Here is a 3,133-nt window from a genome sequence, read left to right as displayed (position 1 = left end):
CGCGGCGAGCGCGAACGCCCACGGGATGCCGAACGGCGCGGCGACGAGGCCCAGCGCGATGGGCCCGAGGCCGAGGCCCAGGTCGAGCGCGGCACTGGCCGTGCCCGATGCGACGCCGCGTTCGGACGGCGACGCCGTGGCGAAGACGGCGGCGAAGAAGGCGGGCGTCGTGAAGGTGATGCCCACTCCCATGAACACGACGCCCACGAGCAGCCCCACCCAGTCCCGCCATGCGGCGGCGATCACCAGCCCGATGCCGATGAGCACGAGCGACGCCGCGGCGAGCGGCAGCGATGGGAGGCGATCGGGGACGCGGGCGAAGGCGATGCGGCACACGACCACGACGGCGCCGTAGGCGAAGAGGGCGATGCTCGGCGAGGCGAGGTCGATGCGCTCGGCCCAGAGCGTCGCGAACGCGATGAAGCCGCCCACGGCGGCGAGCGAGCTGAGGAAGCCGATCGAGATCGGGACCGCCGGACGGTGGACGATCCGCAACCGGCCCCCGAGCTCGGGCGGGGCGGTCCTCGTCTCGCCGACGAGGAACGCGAACCCCACCGCGAGCACGGCGAGGCCGGCGCCCCCGAGCCACACGGCGCGGAACCCCGCGGCATCCAGCAGCACCTGTCCGACGAGCGGGCCGAACGCGATGCCGAGGTAGAGGCCGAGCGAGTTGTACGAGAGCGCCTCGCCCATGCGCGAAGCGGGCGCCAGGTCGGCGAGCGCGGCGAACACCGACACGAAGAAGGCCGCCTCGGCGACCCCCGCGAGCAGCCGGAGCCCGATGATGACGGCGAGGTCCTGGGTCGCCGTCAGCAGGAGCAGGGCGGCGGCCGCGAGGAGCGCCCCGCCGACGAGCATCGGCCGACGGCCGAAGCGATCGGAGGCCCGGCCCGCGAACGGTCGCAGCACGAGCGCGGAGACCGCGAAGACCCCGACCGCGAGCCCCGCGGACGCCTCGTCGCCCCCGACGGGCCCGGTGACGTAGAGCGGGAGGGCGAAGAGGGCGAGCCCGGTCGCCGTGAAGTACGCCAACTCGGCGACGGCGAGGGCGATGAACCCCCGGGTGAAGAGCGGTTCGCGCGTCGATCCGGCCATGCGGCCACCTCCTCGCGTCGCGTTCGCGTCGCGCGTCCGGGCCACCGCCAGCGTATCGCCGACCGGCCTGCCGCCGCACGGTCGGAACGCTGCGCTACCGTGACCCTCAGCGCACGGGGCGGCCCGGTCGCCGGTCGATGCGGCGGCGCCACGCGGGACCGCCTCGCCGGCGAAGGGAGCGAGCCATGCCGACCGATCGCAGGGCGAGCCTGAAGCGGCTCCTCGGTTCCGGTGAGCGTTCGCTGGAGTCGCTCGCCCTGGCCGCGGGCGCCGCCTCGTTCGCCGCAGTGGGGCTGATCGCGATCCCGGTCTTCGGCCTGGGCGGCGCGCCGATCTCGGGTCCCGGCTCGATCGGCCAGTACGCCGCGGTCGCGAGCGGTGTCGTCGCGGTCGTCGCCTTCGCCGTCGGGAGCGCCATCGTCGCCGGGCGCGAGGGCGGCGGCCGGATGCGGGCGCTCGACGTGCTCGACGTCGTCGCGCTCGCCATCGCGCACGGCGTCATCGCCCTGCTCACGTGGACCCTGCTGGCCGATATCCTCGAACGCGCGTTCATCGGCGCGCCGGTGTTCGCCGTTCCGCTGCTCGTCATCGCGGGATCCGCGGGTGCCGTCACCGCCTACGTCGTGTTCTCGTCGGCGACGCACATGGACCTCCTGCTGCTCGCGATCGTCCTGGCGGTGTTCCTCGTCGAGGGCATGCTCGCGAGCATGCTGACCGCCTCCGACCCGCACTGGTGGGCGGAGCACCTGAGCGCGCTCGGCATGACGGACGACCTGTCGGCCCGTGCGTTCAACCTGACGCTCATCGTCGCGGGATTCCTCGTGACCACGCTCGCCCGTGCCGCGACGACGACCGTCACGACGCCGCACACGCACGGTCGGCGCAACGTGCGCGTCTGCCTCGTGCTCATCGGAGTGCTGCTCGCAGGCGTCGGGATCTTCCCCGTCGACACCCACTTCTGGATCCACACGATCGCGGCATCGGGGATGGCGGTGACGTTCTTCGTGCTGGTCATCGCACTGCGCCGCTGGATCCCGGGCACGTCGCGGACGTTCCTGGTCGTCGGCTGGTCGTTCATGGCCGTCATCGTCCTGCTGGCCGTGTACTTCATCGTCGGCCTGTACACGCTGACCGCGGTCGAGCTCGTGGCGGGGATCCTCGTCTTCACGTGGCTCATCCTGTTCATCCGCAACGTCGCCGCCCTCGGGGCGGACGCCCGCCGCAGCGGGGTGCCCGGGGCCGGGCCGGAGGTGCGGCTCCAGCCTCGATGACCTCCGGTCCCGGGGTCAGCGGAAGTCGCGGGACCGGTTGGTGGTCGAGACGGTCAGCGGCTCGAACCGATCCGCGACGAGGTTGACCACGCCCTCGCGCGAGCGCTCCAGGATCCCGCGGACCACCATCGCCGGCGCCTCGCGCGCGATCCGGCGGTACCGCGACCACACGCCGACGCTCGCGATCACGTTGAGCGTGCCCGATTCGTCCTCGAGGTTCATGAACGTGATGCCGCTCGCGGTCGCCGGCCGCTGCCGGTGCGTGACGACCCCGCCGACCTCGATGCGGCGCCCCGACTCGGCGCCGCCCAGCCGATCGATGCGCATGACGCCGCGCGCGTCGAGGCGGTCGCGCACGTGCCGGATCGGGTGGTCGTCGGGCGAGATGCCCGTCGCCCACAGGTCGTAGACGACCTGCTCGGCGTCGTTCAGCAGGGGCAGCAACGGCGGCTGCACCACGACGACCGCACCGGGCAGGTAGTCGGCACGGTCCTGCGCGGCCTCGCCCGCGAGCCACAGCGCCTGCCGCGGCCGCAGGTCGAAGCACTCGAACGCTCCCGCCGCGGCGAGCGCCTCGAGCTGCGTCGCATCGAGGTCGGCGCGCCGGGAGAGGTCGGCCATGTCGCGGTACGGGCCGTGCGCGTCGCGCTCGGCGACGATCCGCTCCGCGACCTTCGCCCCGATCGAGGTGACGTCGGCGAGCCCGAGGCGCACCGCGAACGCACCGTCGCGGCGATGCTCGGCCGAGCGGTCGGGCGCGTCGCGAT

At 73.6% G+C, this 3,133-nt stretch carries 3 protein-coding genes; 1 reads left to right on the top strand and 2 read right to left on the bottom strand.

Annotated elements, in window-relative coordinates; translation table 11 throughout:
* Positions 1-1,140: MFS transporter (locus ESO86_RS14290; RefSeq protein ID WP_277985234.1), on the bottom strand; the 1,140-nt coding region annotated here is incomplete at its 3' end.
* Positions 1,141-1,280: 140 nt separating this feature from the next.
* Here ESO86_RS14290 and ESO86_RS14285 point away from each other — a divergent pair.
* Positions 1,281-2,366, top strand: coding sequence for a DUF998 domain-containing protein (locus ESO86_RS14285; protein WP_129235594.1), 1,086 nt, complete (start codon positions 1,281-1,283; stop codon positions 2,364-2,366).
* Positions 2,367-2,381: 15 nt separating this feature from the next.
* On the opposite strand, the gene ESO86_RS14280 is transcribed toward ESO86_RS14285, so the two are convergent.
* A partial coding sequence (locus tag ESO86_RS14280; RefSeq protein WP_207207154.1) for a helix-hairpin-helix domain-containing protein occupies positions 2,382-3,133 on the bottom strand: 752 nt, incomplete at its 5' end.

This window comes from Agromyces binzhouensis, from assembly GCF_004135055.1.
Taxonomy (GTDB): domain Bacteria; phylum Actinomycetota; class Actinomycetes; order Actinomycetales; family Microbacteriaceae; genus Agromyces; species Agromyces binzhouensis.
This window is presented reverse-complemented; position numbering and strand designations above follow the sequence as displayed.

Excerpts from the sequence above, each read along its gene's own strand:
- ESO86_RS14285 (WP_129235594.1), top strand. The coding sequence starts at position 1,281 with ATGCCGACCGATCGCAGGGCGAGCCTGAAGCGGCTCCTCGGTTCCGGT.